Origin of the sequence: Streptomyces auratus (assembly GCF_050433025.1) — a bacterium.
GTDB classification, from domain to species: domain Bacteria; phylum Actinomycetota; class Actinomycetes; order Streptomycetales; family Streptomycetaceae; genus Streptomyces; species Streptomyces sioyaensis.
Genome location: NZ_JBNGCB010000001.1, coordinates 3,043,352 through 3,059,104, shown reverse-complemented (window position 1 = coordinate 3,059,104; position 15,753 = coordinate 3,043,352). Strand labels below are relative to the sequence as shown.

Here is a 15,753-nt window from a genome sequence, read left to right as displayed (position 1 = left end):
ACGCACGTGAACGACGCCCTGCGGTCCCTGCTCGATCTGCTCGCGCTGGAGCGGATCGAGCAGGACATCTTCCGCGGCGAGAGCCGCGCCTCGGTCGTGCCCCGCGTCTTCGGCGGTCAGGTCGCCGCCCAGGCGCTGGTCGCGGCCGGGCGCACGGTCCCCGCCGACCGGCCGCCGCACTCCCTGCACGCCTACTTCCTGCGCCCCGGCGACCCCGGCGCGCCCATCGTCTACACCGTCGACCGCATCCGTGACGGCCGGTCCTTCACCACCCGCCGGGTCGTCGCCGTCCAGCACGGCCAGCCGATCTTCCACCTCTCGGCCTCCTTCCAGACCGCCGAGGAGGGCCTGGAACACCAGGAGCCGATGCCGCCCGCGCCGGACCCGCTGACCCTCCCCACCCCCGCCGAGATCCTTCCGCGGCACGCCGGACGCTTCCTCCCCCCGGCCGTCGCCGACCGGCTGCTGGAGGCCCGGGCCGCGATCGACCTGCGGTACGTCGACGAGCCGCCCTACGTCACCGTCGGCGAGGTGCGCGAGCCCCGGTCCCAGGTCTGGTTCCGCACGAACGGCGACCTGGACAAGGCCCTCGCCGACGGCGCCGACTGCAGCGACACCGTCACCCGCCCCCTGCTCGACATCTGCCTGGTCACCTACGTCTCCGACATGACCCTCCTGGACTCGATCCTGCTCGCCCACGGCCGCGGCGGCTGGGCGGTCGGCGACGTCGTCGGCGCCAGCCTGGACCACGCGATGTGGTTCCACCGCCCCCTGCGCGCCGACGACTGGCTCCTCTACGACCAGGAGTCCCCGACAGCCCAGGCCGGTCGGGGGCTGGGCAAGGGGCGGATCTTCACGGCGGAGGGGAAGTTGGCGGTTTCGGTGATTCAGGAGGGGGTTATTCGGGTGCCGCGCGACTAGGGTGCGGCCCACCCCTGCCACCCAGCCGTCCCTTCGGAATCCAGCCGCGTTCAGCTCTCGTCAGGCCGAGTTGAGGTGACCTGCTGGACGAGCAGCAGCGCGAGCGGGCCGCCTTGAAGCAGGAAGCGGCCTTCTGTGGCGGCTCGGAGTGCGTCGGACATCGGCCACCACATGAGTGTGAAGTTCTCTTCGCTCGGTGCGAGTTGTTGTGGGCCGCAAGTGAGACCTTCGGCCAGGTAGAGGTGGATGCGGGCGGTCGAGTGCAAGGTGAGGGCGTAGGAGCCGAGGGGCCGCCAGGTCCTGGCGGTGACGCCGGCTTCCTCACGCAGCTCGCGTCGCGCGCATTGTTCCGGCGTTTCACCGGGCTCCCGGCGCCCTCCGGGAAGGAACAGGTAGTCACCTCCGTGCTGGGGAAATTCGGTGGTCAGGACGGCGACCATGCCGTTGGCGTCACGGGCCACGATGACGGAGGCGTCACGCGTCGCCTCCCGGTCGGGTGCGTCGGTCATGGCCCGGGAGCGTATCCGCCTAGGACCCGTCCGGCCGATCACGCGGAGAGCGCCGACGCGATCGTGGGTGATCCGGCTTCAGTCGTTGATGTCGTCGGCCGGCTGGAGTCAGGGCGCGCGGAGAATCCGAACGGCAGGGCCGTACCCTGAGGCAGGCGATGCGGGCACTTCCGATGCGTCGCAGCCGCCCGTTGCAGCCGGGCGCCGCCCCACTCCGGGTACCTGGTACCCGGCAAGCGATCAGGAGTTGACCGGTGATCAGTCTGGCCGCGGTGGGGGGAGTGGCCCTGGTCGAACTGGGCATGGCCCTGACTCCGGGACCGAACATGATCCACCTCGCCTCTCGCGCGATCACCCAAGGCCGCAGGGCGGGCCTGGTCAGCCTGAGCGGGACCGCCGTGGGATTCCTGTGCTACCTGCTGGCCGCAGCCGCGGGCCTGTCCGCGTTGTTCGCCGCCGTGCCGCTGGCGTTCACGGTGGTCAAGCTCGCCGGAGCCACCTACCTCGCCTACCTGGCCTGGTCCATGCTCAAGCCCGGGGGCCGCTCGCCCTTTGCCCCGGCCCAGGACCTGCCTCCGGTCTCTGACGCCCGCCTGTTCTCGATGGGGCTCCTGACCAACCTACTCAACCCCAAGATCGCTCTCATGTACGCCGCTCTTCTGCCCCAGTTCATGGATCCGCAGGCGGGCCCGGACTGGGCGCAACTGCTCCAGCTCGGTGGTGTGCAGATCATCGTGGGGATCTCCGTGAACGCTCTGATCATGCTGGGCGCAGCACGGGTTTCGGGGTTTCTGGGCGCCCGGCCCCGTGTGATGACCGCTCAGCGGTTCGTGTCAGGCGGCTTGCTCGGCGTCTTCGCGCTGCGCACCGCCCTGTCCCGTACGCCTGTCTCGGCCTGAGCCATGCCCGCGCGCCTGTGACACCGGTCCTGCTGGAACCAGCCGAACATGTCACGGAGATCGCCGACGCGATCGTGAGTGATCTGACCAAGCGGTTGATCGTCCGCTCGACGGTGTTGCGCTTCTTGTAACGGTCCTCATCGAAGTCGGGTGGCCGTCCGCCACGTGCGCCGTTGCGCAGGCGGGCTGCCTGGCTGTCGGTCTTCTCGGGGATGGTGTGGCGGATTCCCCGCCGTCGCAGATACTCGCGGATGGAACCGTTGCTGTAAGCCTTGTCAGCCGCAGGCCAGCGTGTTCGCCACCAGGTCGACGGCCTCGTCGAGGGTGAGCGCCCGGCGCTCGATGTACGTCACGGTCGCGCCGCGGTAGATCCGTTGGAGAGCGGGGGCGTCGGCCATGGTGAGCTCCCGTAGCTCGATCACGTGGCCACCGTAGCCAGGGTTTCGGCGAGTTCGGCGGCGGTTGGCCGGTCACTCGCCTTGCCGAGGAGTACCGGCCGCAGGATGTCCTGGAACGTCGGCCAGGGGGCTGCGGAGTCGAGAGAGATGCGACGGCCGGCGATGTGGGCGCGAATTTCTGCGGGGGTGAGCCGGCCGGAGTCGATCCCGGCCGCGGCGTAGTCCAGTGGCCAGCGGCCGGTGGCGCAGGTCCATAACGTTCCGGCGAGGGCGTACACGTCGGCCGCGGTAGTGGGAGTGGCCGGCGGGATACCGGCGTTGACGGACGCAGCCAGTTCCGGCGCTACCAGGTGGGTGATGCCGCCGCGGAAACCGATGACCGGTTCCGTACCTTCGCGCCAGGACCAGGAACAGTCGAGCAGCCGTACGCCGTGGTCGGTGTGGATGCCGTGCGAGGGCTGGAGGTCGGCGTGGACCCAGCCGGAGGAGTGCAGCGCGGCCACGGCTCGGCACAGGTCCACCGAGGCTGACAGGGCGGCTGCTTTCCCGTCCGTGTCAGACCGCACAGGCGCGAACGCATGCCAGGTCGACGGCCCCTTGAACCAGCGGGTCACCAACCACGCAACGCCTTCGCCCTCGCCGGAGGCCAGCAGGTAGTCGGGCCAACCGATCGCGTCGAGGACCGCGGCCTCCCGCTGGATGACGGCCGCCCCCTTGCTGTCGCCGACCTTGACCGCCACGGTCCCGCCCGGACCGGTCACCTTCCACACCGCCGCTCCACGGCGGTAGGAGGTCTCCTTCAGCTCGACCGGGACGCCGCAGGCCGCTTCGGTGGTGGCAACGGCCGCTGTCGGGAAAGGAGGAAACTCGCCCATTTCTTCACTGCCTTCCACTCGTACGGGAGCCCCCGAAACACATTGCGTCCGTCATCCACCCTCCGGCGTGAACTCGTACTGGAGTTCATGGAGATGGCCCGCCTTGACCATGATCGTGACCTCGATGGGCCGTTCGCCGTCGCTGTAGACGACTCGCAGGGTTCGGAGGACGGGCAGGTTGCTGGGAAGGCGGAGGGCCTCGTACTGCTCCTGGGTGGGTACGCGGGCGGAGACCCGGTCGACGCTGAGGCGGGGCGGGTAACCCAGGTCGGCCAGGAGGGTTGGGGTACCGCCCTTGATCCTGCGGCGTTCCGTCATCGCGGTACCGCGGGCGAGGTCCAACGGGTAGTAGGACGTGACCAGTTCGACCGGCTCGTCGTCGATGAAGAGAATCTGGCGGCGGAGCAGTGCGGTGCCGCCGTCCGGGAGGTCCAGGGCCGCTGCGGCATCACTGGGCGGCGTGGCCTCGGTGACCTCCAGGAGGTCGCTGTGCGCTCGGCCTCCGCGCTTCGTCGCCTCGGTGAGCCAGCGGTACTGCTCGCCGGAGCCGGCCGGTGCCACGGACGAAGCGGGCCGCACGGTCTGCTGCCGGTGTTCCCGTACCGTCACCGCCGCTCCGGCGCGACCCACGACCAGGCGTTCTTCCTTGAGCAGGTGGAGCGCCTTCTGCACGGTGGCGCTGGAGGCATCGAACCGTGCCTTGAGGTGCGTCGTGGACGGCAGTTTCGCGCCTGGTTCCAGATCACCGCTCATGATCTCGTCGCGGAGGTCGGCGGCGATCCGTTCGTGCAGGGAACGCCGATCGTGCGCGTCGTCTTCGGTTCTCGGCACAGTCATCCGATCTTGATCTCGTAGCGCAGCCGCTGAAGGTGTCCGGGCATCGCCATCCTGTCGACCTGGATCGGCTGGTCGTGTGCGTCCAGCGTGAGCCGCGTCAGCTGGAGTACCGGTTCGTCGGCGCCGGTCCGCAGCGCATCGCGTTCCTCGTGGCTGGGCATCCGGGCGATGACGTCCTCCTGGACCCTCGCGCCGACGTGCCCGAGGCCGGCGAGGAGCGAGACCGCGCCGCCGGGAATCTTGGCGGTCCCGGCCAGCCGGGTTCCCTGTGCGATATGGACGGGGTAGTAGGTGTCGGTCAGCTCGCAGGGCGCCTCATCGACAAACATCACGCGACGGCGTACGACGACGCTCTCGCCCTCCGCGATCCCCAGGAGTTCCGCGATCTCGGGCGGTGCCGCGATCTCCCCGGCGTGGACGATGCGTTGGCTGCCGCGTCGGCCACGGGCGGCGGCTTCCGCGCCCCAGGCATCGGACTGCCCCTTCTCACGGGGCGTCAGATACGGCATCGAGGTGCTGACCCACTCGCTGGTACCCACGCGTCCTCCTGGCGATAGGCGATCCCAACCCGTCGCCTACACGGTATGCGACGCCTGCCGGCGGCCACCCCCAGGATTACCTTGTTGCTTTTCGTGAATAGCGATACACTCACAGTGATCGTGTAACCAAGCAGCAAGGCGGTGGTTCCCGTGTCCGTGTGCCTTTCGCGACCACGTCGAATTCCTCGACCCCGTCGTCCTGTCGGGGCCGCGCGATGAGCGAGCCACCGACGACGCGCCTGCTGCCGTGGGTGAGCCCCGACGGCAAGACCTGCATCCTGCTGAGCGAAGGCAGCGGTGAGAGCGGCTTTTCCCGTGTCGCGGACCGGATGGAAGACGTACAGCTGGAGATGGCGGACGGGCTGCTCGATCACGCGGCCGACATGCTCGGGGACGGCACCGCGACCGATCGGCAACTCCGTTTCCTCGGGGAGCAGTTGAGTGCGGCGTTGCGGGACGTGCGCCGTGTCGCGGGGAGCAGGGGCGAGCGGCTGAGCACCGGCGGGTAGCAAGTACAGGGCACCACGCACTGAATGAAAGAGAGGTACGGGATGGGCCTGCAGATCATCACCGCTGCCGATGGCGGGCAGCAGGGCGGAGGAGGAGACGGCGGGGACGGGCACCCCGGCCAGCCCTGGACGCCGCCCCCGCCGCCGCCCCCGGACGGTGACATGCCGCCCGGCGACGGGACGCACCGCAAGTGAGGTTCGACTCTCAGCAGGGGCACCCTGACGAGCTGGTGCGGTCCCTCCTCGAAACAGGAGCCTTGACGTCCGATTGGGCGGAGACGTTCAGAGCCGTACCGCGAGCGCTGTTCCTGCCGGATCTCGTCTGGGCGCATGACATGGCGACCGGTCGAAGTGTGGCCGTCTCCCGGAGTGGCGATGCCGCAGGGTGGGAGCGGGCCGCGTACGCGAACGTCCCGCTCGTTACACAGTGGGACGACGGACAGCACACGGGGAGCGAGCCCGGCACCGTGCCGACCAGCTCGGCGAGCATGCCGTCGGTCGTGGCCACGATGCTGCGCGATCTGGACGTGAGCGACGGAATGCGGGTGCTCGAAGTCGGCACCGGCACGGGGTGGAACGCCGGCCTCCTCGCTCACCGACTGGGCAGCGGGAACGTGGTCAGCGTCGAGATCGACAAGGCGGTGACCGAACAGGCACGAGGAGCGTTGCTGCGCGCCGGACTCCACCCCCGAGACGGTCCACGGGGATGGTGGGGACGGGTGGCCGGACGGGGCGCCGTATGACCGGGTGATCGTCACGGCAGGGGTGCGAGCCGTTCCGCCGCGCTGGTTGGAGCAGTCACGGCCAGGCGGGGTCATCCTTGCCCCCTGGGGCACCCATTACAGCGACCAGGACGCACTTGCCCGGTTGACCGTGAGGGAGGACGGCTCCGCGTCGGGCCCGTTCCTGCGCATGGTCGAGTTCATGAAGCTGCGGGATCAGCGCTTGGACTGGAACCGGTTCAGGGAACACGTTCCGGATTTCCCCGGCGACGCCGACGTCTCCCGTACGGCCGTCGCTCTGACGGACTTGGGGGACCGATACGAGCCCGCACGGTTCGTCATGGGACTGTGTGTGCCGGACTGTGCCCATGTCATCAACAGGCCGGACGGGGGGACTGCGCGGGCGTGGTTCTTCGACCTGACGAGCCGGTCATGGGCCGCCGCTGTTTTCCGCAGCGGCGAACGGGAGGCCACGGTCTACCAGTCGGGGCCGCGTCGCCTGTGGGACGAAGTAGAGGCGGCCCTCCGATGGTGGGTCGGCCGGGGCGAGCCGAGCCACACCCGGTTCGGTCTCACCGTCGCCGCGGAGGGGCAGAGGGTGTGGCTGGACGACCCGGCCGACTCCTGGGCCGTGTGAGTGTGGGGTCTCAAATCCCGCTTCATAATCTCAGGGCCAGCTGCATATAGATGGCATGTATGCAGCCATCTTGAGACTTGCAGCTTGAAGCGTTCACTCTTCCGGGCGAGGTAAGAAGTGACCGCTCCACCCGGGGGCTGATGTCGTCATCGCACGAGCCGTGTCGTACCGATGTCGTATACGACATCGCCGTGAGACTAGCGCGTGGGTGGGTGTTGCTGCCCTGGGTGTGTGGTGCTCGTCGAGCTCCGGTGGGACTCGACGCGTTTCAGTGGTCCATCCGTCTGTGGTGACGGATCTTGTTGCCGTTCCTCTGTGGGCCAATCAGCCCACTCCATGGCTTGGGCGGCGCACAGAGCCGGCGAGCACGAGATATACGGAGGTACCAGTGAAGGCAATCGTCGCGACGGATCCGGCCGCGGAAGCAGCCGGGATCACACTCGCGGAGCGGCCTGAGCCGACGCCGGCGATCAACGACGTCGTCGTTGAAGTCCATGCGTCGGGCTTCGTCCCCGCGGAGTGGGAGTGGCCCTCGACGTGGGTCGATCGCGCCGGTCGCGATCGAGCCCAGGCGATCATCGGCCACGAGTTCGCCGGAGTGGTCACCTCCCTCGGCTACGGCACGACGGGGCTCTCGCTGGGACAGCGGGTGTTCGGGGTCACGGACTGGCACCGCGATGGAACCCTGGCCGAGTACGCGGCCGTGGAGGCACGCAACCTGGCGCCGCTGCCGGGGAACGTCGACTTCACGGTGGGTGCGAGCCTGCCGATCTCCGGCCTGACCGCGTGGCAAGGTCTGTTCCGGCACGGTCGGCTTCAGGCGGGTCAGAGCGTCCTCGCACACGGCGCCGCCGGCGCAGTCGGGTCTGTGGTTACGCAGCTCGCCCGGGAGTTCGGCGCCTACGTCATCGGTACCGGGCGGGCGGCGGACCGCCAGGCGGCGCTCGACTTCGGCGCGAACGAGTTCCTCGACCTCGCCACCGAGGATCTCGACGACATCGGCGGGGTCGACGTGGTCTTCGATGTGATCGGCGCTGACATCCAAAGGCGCTCGGCGAGAATCCTCCGGCCTGGCGGGACGCTGGTGTCGGTGGTCGGGCCTGTTGAGGCTCGCCCTGTCGACGGCTTGGCGGTCGACTTCGTCGTCGAGTCCGTTCCGAGTCAGCTGGTGGAGATCGTCGACCGGGTACGGGACGGGCGCCTTCGCACGCACATCGGAACCGTCGCGACCCTCGACGACGCCGTCCCTGCGCTCAACCCGACCGAGCGGCGCAAGGGCAAGACCGTCATTCGCGTGCGCCCCTGAGCGCCCTGGAATGGGCCGACAGCGGTGGTGGGCTGGACGACCGCTGACCTGCCCGGTGTCGGACGAGGAAATGCCACGGACTTGAGACTGATCGTGGTGACACGGCCGTGAGACAACCAAGAAAGCCCAGGTCGCAAAAGATCGACATGTCAGACGCGGCGAGACCCTACAGTGAGGAATGCAACCGGCCCGTCCGGGCGCTGTGCAGCGGTGGACAGGGCTTCCAGCTCTGACCAGCCGCTGTGTTCCATGCCGCCCGCCGACCGGGAGACGTTCAGCCCACCAGCCCCGCCGCATCCAGCAGATAAGCAGTCAGCGGGTCGTAGTGCCGCGGGCTCAGGACGTGGTCGTCCAGGGGGATCGTCACGCGGACCGTGCCCTCGGCCTCGGCGAGGAAGAGGGCCGGGTCGTTGGAGTCGGCGAAGCCCACCGCGTCCAGGCCGCGTTGGCCGGCGCAGCCCGCCCAGCCGTGGTCGGCGATCACCAGATCCGGCAGCGGGCGGCCGTCCCGCTCCAGGCCGTCCAGGATCGCGGCCATCGGCTCGGGGGAGTGGGTGTGCCACAGCGTCGCGCCGCGCTCCAGCATCGCGACGTCACCGAACTGGAAGACCATGCCGTCGTCCGCCCGCAGCCCGTCCGGGATGACGACGATCTCGCAGTCCGCCGCGCGCAGCGCCTCGGCCGTGGCACGGTGCACGTCGAGCAGCCCGCCCGGATGGCCGGTCGCGAACAGCACCCGCTGCCGGTCGGCCGCCGCCTTGCGCAGCACCGCGGCCGCCCGGTCCAGCGCGTCCACCGTCAGTTCCGGGTCGATGGTGTCCTGGCCCTGCCGGTGGTGCGGATCGTCGTTCACGCCGCAGCGCTCCGCCATCACGGCCAGGACGTCCTGCTCGTCCGTCCACCGGTCGCCGAATTCCAGTCCGAACCAGTAGTGGCGGTCGCCGTTGGCGAGCCTGCGGTAGTGGGTGAGGTTGTTCTCGCGGGGGGTGGCGACCTCACCGGCGATCCGGGTCCGTACGAGATGATCGACGAGTTCGGCGCGCGTGGGGGCGGGGGCTGCGGAGGCTATCGGCATAGCGCCCATTGTGCCCGCAGGGATGATCCGGGGCCGGACGGTTCCGCAGCCCGGACACCGGGGTGCGGAGTGCGGAGCGGCGCTGCCGCGGTGTGCAGGGGAGGAACGCCAGGTCACCGGCCCGTCGGCGCCCCGTGCGGGCGGCTGGCCAAATTGTCGAATGCCCCCGGCTCGCTCCCCGCAAATGTCCATGGGGCGATCGCCCGGCCCTCCCTACCCTCACCCTCATGACCTCCACCTCCACCGGGCCCGTGGGCCCCGTCGACTCCTCCCGTGTCCCGCGCTACGCCGGGCCCGCGACGTTCGCGCGGCTGCCCCGCCTCGACGAGGTCGGCGGCCGGGCCGACGTGGCCGTCGTCGGCGTCCCCTTCGACACCGGCGTCTCCTACCGCCCCGGCGCCCGCTTCGGCGGCAACGCCATCCGCGAGGCGTCCCGCCTGCTGCGGCCGTACAACCCGGCCCAGGACGCCTCCCCGTTCGCGCTCGCCCAGGTCGCCGACGCCGGTGACATCGCCGCGAACCCGTTCAACATCAACGAGGCCGTGGAGACGGTCGAGGCCGCGGCCGACGACCTGCTCGCCACCGGCGCCCGGATGATGACCCTCGGCGGCGACCACACCATCGCCCTGCCCCTGCTCCGCTCGGTCGCCAAGAAGCACGGCCCGGTCGCGCTGCTGCACTTCGACGCCCATCTCGACACCTGGGACACCTACTTCGGCGCCGAGTACACCCACGGCACCCCGTTCCGCCGGGCCGTCGAGGAAGGCATCCTCGACACCTCCGCGCTCTCCCACGTCGGCACCCGCGGCCCGCTCTACGGCAAGAAGGACCTCGACGACGACGAGAAGATGGGCTTCGGCATCGTCACCTCGGCCGATGTCATGCGGCGGGGGGTGGACGAGGTCGCCGACCAGCTGCGCCAGCGCATCGGTGACCGTCCGCTGTACATCTCCATCGACATCGACGTGCTGGACCCGGCGCACGCGCCCGGCACCGGCACCCCCGAAGCCGGCGGCCTGACCTCCCGCGAACTTCTGGAGATCCTGCGCGGGTTGTCGTCCTGCAACCTGGTCTCGGCGGATGTGGTCGAGGTCGCTCCGGCGTACGACCATGCGGAGATCACCTGCGTGGCCGCCTCGCACACCGCGTACGAGCTGACGACGATCATGTCGCGGCAGATCGCGGCGGGGCGGGACGGGAAGTAGGCCCCCCTCGCGGCCCAGCGGCCCCGGAGCCGAGAACGCCGGCCCGCCACGGGAGACCGTGGCGGGCCGGCGTTCGTGCGCCCGGACCGGGGAGTCCATGTGCAGGGCCGGGGCGTCCATGTGCAGGGTCGGGGCGGCGTCCGGGGGCGGTCCCGCCGTCCCGGGGGGAGGCGGCTCCGCGCCCTCAGTCCGCCGACGCGTTGTTCCGGTGGTCCGTCGAGCCGTCCCGGTCGAGTGCACGCAGGGCGAACCACAGCTCCATGCGGACGTCGGGGTCGTCCAGATCGGTGTCGAGCAGGGCGGCGATCCGGGCGATGCGCTGGCGGACGGTGTTGCGGTGGATGCCGAGCGCGGTCGCCGTGCGGTCCCAACTGCCGTGCAGGGAAAGCCAGTTGTGGAGGGTGGTGCGGAGCTGTGGGGCGCCGTCCAGCGGGGCGAGCAGGGCCCGGGCGTGCCCGCGGGCGTCCTCGGCGGCGACGAGCGAGGTGATGCCGTGCGGGCCGGGAGCGTGCGGGCGGACCAGGGGTGAACGGGTGGCGAGGGCGCGGCGTAGGGCGGCGGCGGCATGCCGGTCGGCGGCCGGCAGCTCCGCGACCGGGACGGGTGCGCTGACGCCGAGCGTCCAGCCGGGCTGCGCGGTGATCTCCCGCTCGGCGGGGACCAGGGCCCGGACGGTCCGGGCCGCGTCCGGGGCGGCGGCCGGCGGCCCGGATCCGGCGCCGGGGGCCGCCGCCCGCTCCGGGCCCGGGTCGATCAGCGGGGTGCCGAGCGCGGCGGCCAGGCCGGCGGCCGGCTGGGTCGTGTCCCGGCGGCGCTCGGCGTGGACGACGGCCCACAGGCGCGGGCCGAGCAGCGGGGCGGCCTCGTCCGGGCGGGCGCCGAGCAGCAGCCGGACCAGGGCCGCGCAGTGCCTTGCCGCGGCCGGACCGGGCTCGGTGGCCGGGCCGGTGATCAGGGAGAGCAGCACGGCGGCGACGCCGGCGATGGTGTGCGCGGGCGGGTCGTGCACGTCCGCGGCCACGGTCAGGGCGAGCGTCTGCGGGCCGTGGCCGCGCCCGGTCAGGGCGTAGGCGGACAGCGAGGCACCGGGGAGGGTGTCGGTCGCCGAGGACGGGCCGCCGGCCCCGACGACCTGCGCGAGGCGCCCGGCCGCGGCCCGGACGGCCGCGGTGGGGCGGGGCCCGGCCGCCCCGTGCACCGCGCCGTCCGGGGCGACCAGCGCGGTCCAGCCGTGCACATGGCGGGCCAGGGCACGCAGCACGGCCGCGGCCGGTTCGGGGCGGGCGGCGGCCGCGGCCAGCGCACGCTGCGCCTCGCTCAGCCGGGTCAGCTCGCGGTGCCTGGCCTGCGTGACCGCCTGCCACACGGCGCTCTCCACCGCCGTGAACGGGGTGCCTGCCGGGACCTCGACCAGCGGGAGCCCGTGTCGGTCGCAGGCCGCCACCAGGGCGGGCGGGACGGTGTCGTGCACCGGCGCGATCCCGAAGCCGAGGGCGGCGGCACCGGCGGCGACGGTGCGGGCGGCGTAGCCGTCGAGATAGGCGTCCACGGCGGGGGCGCCCCCGCTCACCTCCGCAAGATGCACCCCCGCCGTCAGCAGCATCTCGCCGCCCAGGAGGTACGGCACCGGGTCGGCCATCTCGGAGGTGTGCACCCAGTGGATGGCGACGCCCTCGCGGGGCCCGGCCAGCTGGCGCAGGCCCAGATCCGTCCGGGCGAGCAGCTCCGCGAGCGGCACCGGCGGGGTGGACGGCGGGGGGAGAGGGGGCGGCATGTGCGAACCATCCACATCGGCGGGCGGCGAATGGAGGAAACGTACACTTCAGCGTCGTCTTCCCGCCTCCTAGGGTCAACCCGCAAGGCGCGGCGCCCGGCGAGACCCCCGCTCACCGGGCACCCGCCGCGCCCTCCCCCACGCCCCGTTCTGTTCCTCTTCTCTCGCTCCTCTCGCTCCTCTCCCTCGGCGCAGCTGGAAGGGATGGCCCATGGCTGTCGACTATGCGGTGATCGTGCTCTATTTGGCCGGAATGCTCGCGGTGGGCTGGTGGGGGATGCGGCGCGCCACATCCAAGAGCGACTTCCTCGTCGCCGGCCGCCGCCTCGGCCCGGCGATGTACTCGGGAACCATGGCGGCGATCGTGCTCGGCGGCGCCTCCACCATCGGCGGTGTGGGGCTCGGCTACCAATACGGCCTCTCCGGCGCCTGGATGGTCTTCGCCATCGGCCTCGGGCTGCTCGCGCTGAGCGTCTTCTTCTCCGCCCGGATCGCCCGGCTGAAGGTCTACACCGTCTCCGAGATGCTGGACCTGCGCTACGGCGGCGCCGCCGGGCTCATCTCCGGCGTCGTCATGTGGGCGTACACGCTGATGCTGGCGGTCACCTCGACGATCGCCTACGCGACCATCTTCGATGTGCTCTTCGGCCTGGACCGGACGGTCTCGATCGTCCTCGGCGGAGCCATCGTCGTCGCGTACTCGACGCTCGGCGGCATGTGGTCGATCACCCTCACCGACATGGTCCAGTTCGTCGTCAAGACGATCGGTGTGCTGCTGCTCCTGCTGCCGATCGCCGTCATCAAGGCGGGCGGCTTCGGTGCGATGGCGGACCGGCTGCCGCACGACTACTTCGCCCCGCTCGGCATCGGCGGCCAGACGGTCTTCACCTATGTGCTGATCTACTCCTTCGGCATGCTGATCGGGCAGGACATCTGGCAGCGGGTGTTCACCGCCCGCAGCGACCGGGTCGCGCGCCTCGGCGGCACCGCGGCCGGTACGTACTGTCTGGTCTATGCGCTGGCCGGGGCGGTCATCGGCACCGCGGCCAAGGTGCTCTACCCGCATCTGGGCAGCCCGGACGACGCGTTCGCCACCATCGTCAAGGACACCCTGCCGGTGGGCGTGCGCGGACTGGTGCTGGCGGCGGCGCTGTCCGCGGTGATGTCCACCTCCTCGGGCGCGCTGATCGCCTGTGCCACGGTCGCCCACCAGGACATCTGGTCGCGGCTCAAGGGCGCCGCCCGGGTACGGCGGCACCCGGCCCCGGAGGCCGCGTCCGGGACGGCCGGCGGCCCGCAGCGAGCCGAACCGGACGGGGCACCCGACGAGGTGCGCGGCAACCGCCTCTTCACCCTGCTGATGGGCCTGGCGGTCATCGTCATCGCCAGCGCGCTCAACAATGTCGTCGAGGCGCTCACCCTCGCCTACAACCTCCTGGTCGGCGGCCTGTTGGTGCCGATCCTCGGCGGGCTGCTGTGGAAGCGGGGCACCGCCGCCGGCGCGCTCGCCTCGGTCGCGGCCGGCGGGCTGACCGTCATCGGCCTGATGGCCTCGCTCGGGGTCCTCGCCAATGAGCCGATCTACTACGGGCTGCTCGCCTCGCTCGTCGCGTACGTGGCCGTCAGCCTGGCCACCCGGCCCACGGACCAGGCGGTGCTGGCCGTCTGGCGGGAGCGGCTGGCGGGCCGGGAGGGCGCACCGTCCCCCCTGTCCCGCGTCTGAGGACACCCGGCCGCCGGGCCGTACCCACCCATCCCACCCCTCACGAGACGGAGAGCCGACCACCGATGAGCACCACCGAACCCGTGCCGGAGCCGGCGAAGCGCACCGGAGGCGATCTGGTCGTCGAATCGCTGACGGCCCTGGGCGCAGACACCGTCTTCGGGCTGCCGGGCCAGCACGCGCTCGGGGTGTTCGACGCCCTGCGCCGCTCCGCGCTGCGCTACGTGGGGCTGCGGGTGGAGAACAACGCGGGTTTCGCCGCCGATGCGTACGCCAGGGCCACGCACGGGGTCGCACCGCTGCTGGTCTCCACCGGCCCCGGCGCGCTGATGACGCTGGCCGCGCTCCAGGAGGCGGCGGCCGGCTCGGCGGCCGTCCTGGCCCTCGGCAGCCAGGTGCCGCTGGCCGGGATGGGCGGCGGCCGCCACGGCTATCTGCACGAACTCACCGACCAGAGCGCCTCGTTCCGGGGCGTGGTCAAGTCCGTCCACACCGCGCGTACGGCCTCCCAGATCCCCTCCGCGGTGGCCGCCGCCTGGGAGTCGGCGCTGAGCACCCCGCACGGGCCGGTGTGGCTGGAGATCCCGCAGGATGTGCTGCTGGCGGAGGTCGATATCCCACCGGTGGCCGAACTGCACGCTGCACCAAGGGAGTTGCTGCCGCGGCCCGAGCTGATCGCGGCGGCGGCGACCCGGCTGACCGAGGCCCGGCGGCCGGTGATCCTGGCCGGCGGCGGAGTCGTACGGGCCGGGGCCGAGGCGGAGCTGCTGGCGCTCGCCGAGCAGCTGCGGGCGCCGGTGGCCACCACCTTCGGCGGCAAGGGCGCCTTCCCGTGGGAGCATCCGCTCTCCCTCCAGTCCTGGCTGGAGGACCGCCACACCACGGCCTTCCTGGAGGACGCGGACACCCTGCTGGTCGTCGGCTCGGGGCTGGGCGAACTCTCCTCGAACTACCACACCTTCCGGCCGCGCGGCCGGGTCGTCCAGATCGAGGCGGACCTCGGCAAGCTGGAGTCGAACCATGCCGCGCTGGGCATCCACGCGGATGCGCGGGCGGCGCTGGCCGCCCTGGTCACGGAGGTGGGAGCGCGGGAGCCCGCGGGCGCCGGCAGCGCCGGGGTGCCCGCCCCCGAGGCCGCCGTGTCCGCCCTCCTGGCGCGGGTGGCCGACCGGATCGCCGGACAGCGACTCGACCTGGAACAGCAGCTCCTGGCCTCGGTGCGCGAGGCCCTGCCCGACGGCGCGGTCAGCTGCTGGGACATGACGATCCTCGCCTACTGGGCCTGGTCCGCCTTCGACCCGCGGGGCACCAACGCCCTGCATTCGGCACAGGGCGCCGGGGGCCTGGGCTACGGCTTCCCGGCGGCCCTGGGAGTGGCCGCCGCGGACCCGGCGCGCCCGGTGCTGGCGGTCTCCGGTGACGGCGGCGCCATGTACTCGCTCGCCGAACTCGCCACCGCCCGGCAGTACGACGCGCCGGTGACCTGGCTCATCGTGGACGACGGCGGCTACGGCATCCTGCGCGAGTACATGACCGACGCCTTCGGCGCGCCCACCGCCACCGAACTGACCCGGCCGGACTTCGTGGCGCTGGCCGAGTCGTTCGGCGTCCCCGCCGTCCGTACGAGCCCGGAGCAGCTCCGTACGGACCTGGCGGCGGCGTTGGCGGCCCCCGGCCCCTCGGTCGTCGTGCTCCCGGCCCGCCTGCGGATGTTCGCGCCGACGCATCGGGACGCCTGACGACGTCGCCGCGAGGTTTCACCGCCTCGCCAGGTGGGGAGTACGCCCCTACCGAACCAAACGGGCTGCCCATCCCTCCTCGGGG

General features: G+C 71.6%; 15 protein-coding genes and 1 pseudogene. 9 read left to right on the top strand and 7 right to left on the bottom strand.

Annotated features, from left to right (window positions below):
- Positions 1-6 precede the first annotated feature (6 nt).
- Positions 7-921: an acyl-CoA thioesterase gene (locus BKA18_RS13130; RefSeq protein WP_366043317.1), complete on the top strand. Its 915-nt coding sequence runs from the start codon at positions 7-9 to the stop codon at positions 919-921.
- A gap of 50 nt (positions 922-971) precedes the next feature.
- On the opposite strand, the gene BKA18_RS13125 is transcribed toward BKA18_RS13130, so the two are convergent.
- Positions 972-1,430 (bottom strand): NUDIX hydrolase, encoded by a 459-nt coding sequence (locus BKA18_RS13125; protein WP_366043316.1) that lies wholly within the window; start codon positions 1,428-1,430, stop codon positions 972-974.
- 254 nt (positions 1,431-1,684) lie between these two features.
- Between BKA18_RS13125 and BKA18_RS13120 the strand changes: the two genes are divergently transcribed.
- Complete coding sequence (locus tag BKA18_RS13120) at positions 1,685-2,329, top strand: LysE family translocator (protein ID WP_366043315.1); 645 nt, start codon at positions 1,685-1,687, stop codon at positions 2,327-2,329.
- 275 nt (positions 2,330-2,604) lie between these two features.
- Here BKA18_RS13120 and BKA18_RS13115 read toward each other — a convergent pair whose 3' ends face one another.
- From BKA18_RS13115 to BKA18_RS13100, 4 genes are read right to left on the bottom strand one after another with little or no spacing between them, the layout of a single operon-like run.
- Positions 2,605-2,751: a hypothetical protein gene (locus tag BKA18_RS13115; protein WP_167551463.1), complete on the bottom strand. Its 147-nt coding sequence runs from the start codon at positions 2,749-2,751 to the stop codon at positions 2,605-2,607.
- Positions 2,748-3,602 (bottom strand): serine/threonine-protein kinase, encoded by an 855-nt coding sequence (locus BKA18_RS13110; RefSeq protein WP_366043314.1) that lies wholly within the window; start codon positions 3,600-3,602, stop codon positions 2,748-2,750. The genes BKA18_RS13115 and BKA18_RS13110 overlap by 4 nt, the downstream gene beginning before the upstream one ends.
- A gap of 51 nt (positions 3,603-3,653) precedes the next feature.
- Positions 3,654-4,439, bottom strand: coding sequence for a GntR family transcriptional regulator (locus BKA18_RS13105; RefSeq protein WP_366043313.1), 786 nt, complete (start codon positions 4,437-4,439; stop codon positions 3,654-3,656).
- Positions 4,436-4,978 carry a UTRA domain-containing protein gene (locus BKA18_RS13100; RefSeq protein ID WP_366043312.1) on the bottom strand — a complete coding sequence of 181 codons (543 nt, stop codon included), beginning with the start codon at positions 4,976-4,978 and terminating at the stop codon, positions 4,436-4,438. Before BKA18_RS13100 ends, BKA18_RS13105 begins: the two co-directional genes overlap by 4 nt.
- Positions 4,979-5,193: 215 nt before the next feature.
- Here BKA18_RS13100 and BKA18_RS13095 point away from each other — a divergent pair, with 215 nt between their 5' ends.
- From BKA18_RS13095 to BKA18_RS13080, 4 genes and pseudogenes are all read left to right on the top strand, one after another.
- Positions 5,194-5,487, top strand: coding sequence for a hypothetical protein (locus tag BKA18_RS13095; RefSeq protein ID WP_366043311.1), 294 nt, complete (start codon positions 5,194-5,196; stop codon positions 5,485-5,487).
- 42 nt (positions 5,488-5,529) lie between these two features.
- Entirely contained in the window at positions 5,530-5,682 is a 153-nt protein-coding gene (locus tag BKA18_RS13090; RefSeq protein ID WP_006605462.1) for a hypothetical protein, read from the top strand.
- Positions 5,679-6,846, top strand: a pseudogene (locus BKA18_RS13085) (methyltransferase domain-containing protein). Before BKA18_RS13090 ends, BKA18_RS13085 begins: the two are co-directional and overlap by 4 nt.
- 388 nt (positions 6,847-7,234) lie before the next feature.
- Positions 7,235-8,152, top strand: coding sequence for an NADP-dependent oxidoreductase (locus BKA18_RS13080; RefSeq protein ID WP_366043310.1), 918 nt, complete (start codon positions 7,235-7,237; stop codon positions 8,150-8,152).
- Between the two features lie 274 nt (positions 8,153-8,426).
- On the opposite strand, the gene BKA18_RS13075 is transcribed toward BKA18_RS13080, so the two are convergent.
- Positions 8,427-9,227, bottom strand: coding sequence for a phosphatase (locus tag BKA18_RS13075; RefSeq protein ID WP_366043309.1), 801 nt, complete (start codon positions 9,225-9,227; stop codon positions 8,427-8,429).
- A gap of 227 nt (positions 9,228-9,454) precedes the next feature.
- Between BKA18_RS13075 and speB the strand changes: the two genes are divergently transcribed.
- Entirely contained in the window at positions 9,455-10,432 is a 978-nt protein-coding gene (gene speB, locus BKA18_RS13070) for an agmatinase (RefSeq protein WP_366043308.1), read from the top strand.
- A 184-nt stretch (positions 10,433-10,616) separates the two neighbouring features.
- On the opposite strand, the gene BKA18_RS13065 is transcribed toward speB, so the two are convergent.
- Positions 10,617-12,206, bottom strand: coding sequence for a PucR family transcriptional regulator (locus tag BKA18_RS13065; RefSeq protein ID WP_366043307.1), 1,590 nt, complete (start codon positions 12,204-12,206; stop codon positions 10,617-10,619).
- 211 nt (positions 12,207-12,417) lie between these two features.
- Between BKA18_RS13065 and BKA18_RS13060 the strand changes: the two genes are divergently transcribed.
- Together BKA18_RS13060 and BKA18_RS13055 are read left to right on the top strand one after the other, a co-directional pair.
- Positions 12,418-13,929, top strand: a complete 1,512-nt coding sequence (locus BKA18_RS13060) for a sodium:solute symporter family protein (protein WP_366043306.1) — start codon at positions 12,418-12,420, stop codon at positions 13,927-13,929.
- A gap of 65 nt (positions 13,930-13,994) precedes the next feature.
- Complete coding sequence (locus tag BKA18_RS13055) at positions 13,995-15,668, top strand: thiamine pyrophosphate-binding protein (RefSeq protein ID WP_366043305.1); 1,674 nt, start codon at positions 13,995-13,997, stop codon at positions 15,666-15,668.
- The last annotated feature ends 85 nt before the right edge of the window (positions 15,669-15,753 follow it).